Genomic DNA, 266 nt, shown 5'->3' with positions numbered 1-266 from the left:
GCAGTATCGTCTTGTTGCTTTACCGTGTTGAGCTGGCTTAAAGATTGCTGGATTGTAGCCAATTCTGCTTCATCTAATAAGGCGGCGTCTGCAAGCAAGGCTGCTGTAACAGCCTCTAACACACGATCTGCTTCAACCTGCTGCTCGCGCAACAAACGTAGCTGCATATCCTGTCGGGCATATTGCATAGAGCCACTTATCATAGCAGCAACCTGCTCATCACTTAGGCCATAAGAAGGTTTTACCTGAATACTGGCCTGCACACC

General features: G+C 48.5%; 1 protein-coding gene. It reads right to left on the bottom strand.

Annotated features, from left to right (window positions below):
- Window positions 1-266, bottom strand: a 266-nt coding sequence (locus RMT89_RS43485; protein WP_315889278.1) for an Hsp70 family protein, incomplete at both ends; no start/stop codon positions are given.

Origin of the sequence: Streptomyces sp. P17 (assembly GCF_032436805.1) — a bacterium.
Taxonomy (GTDB): domain Bacteria; phylum Actinomycetota; class Actinomycetes; order Streptomycetales; family Streptomycetaceae; genus Streptomyces.
The sequence above is the reverse complement of the archived record's forward strand: the minus strand, read 5'-3'. Positions and strand labels throughout refer to the sequence as shown.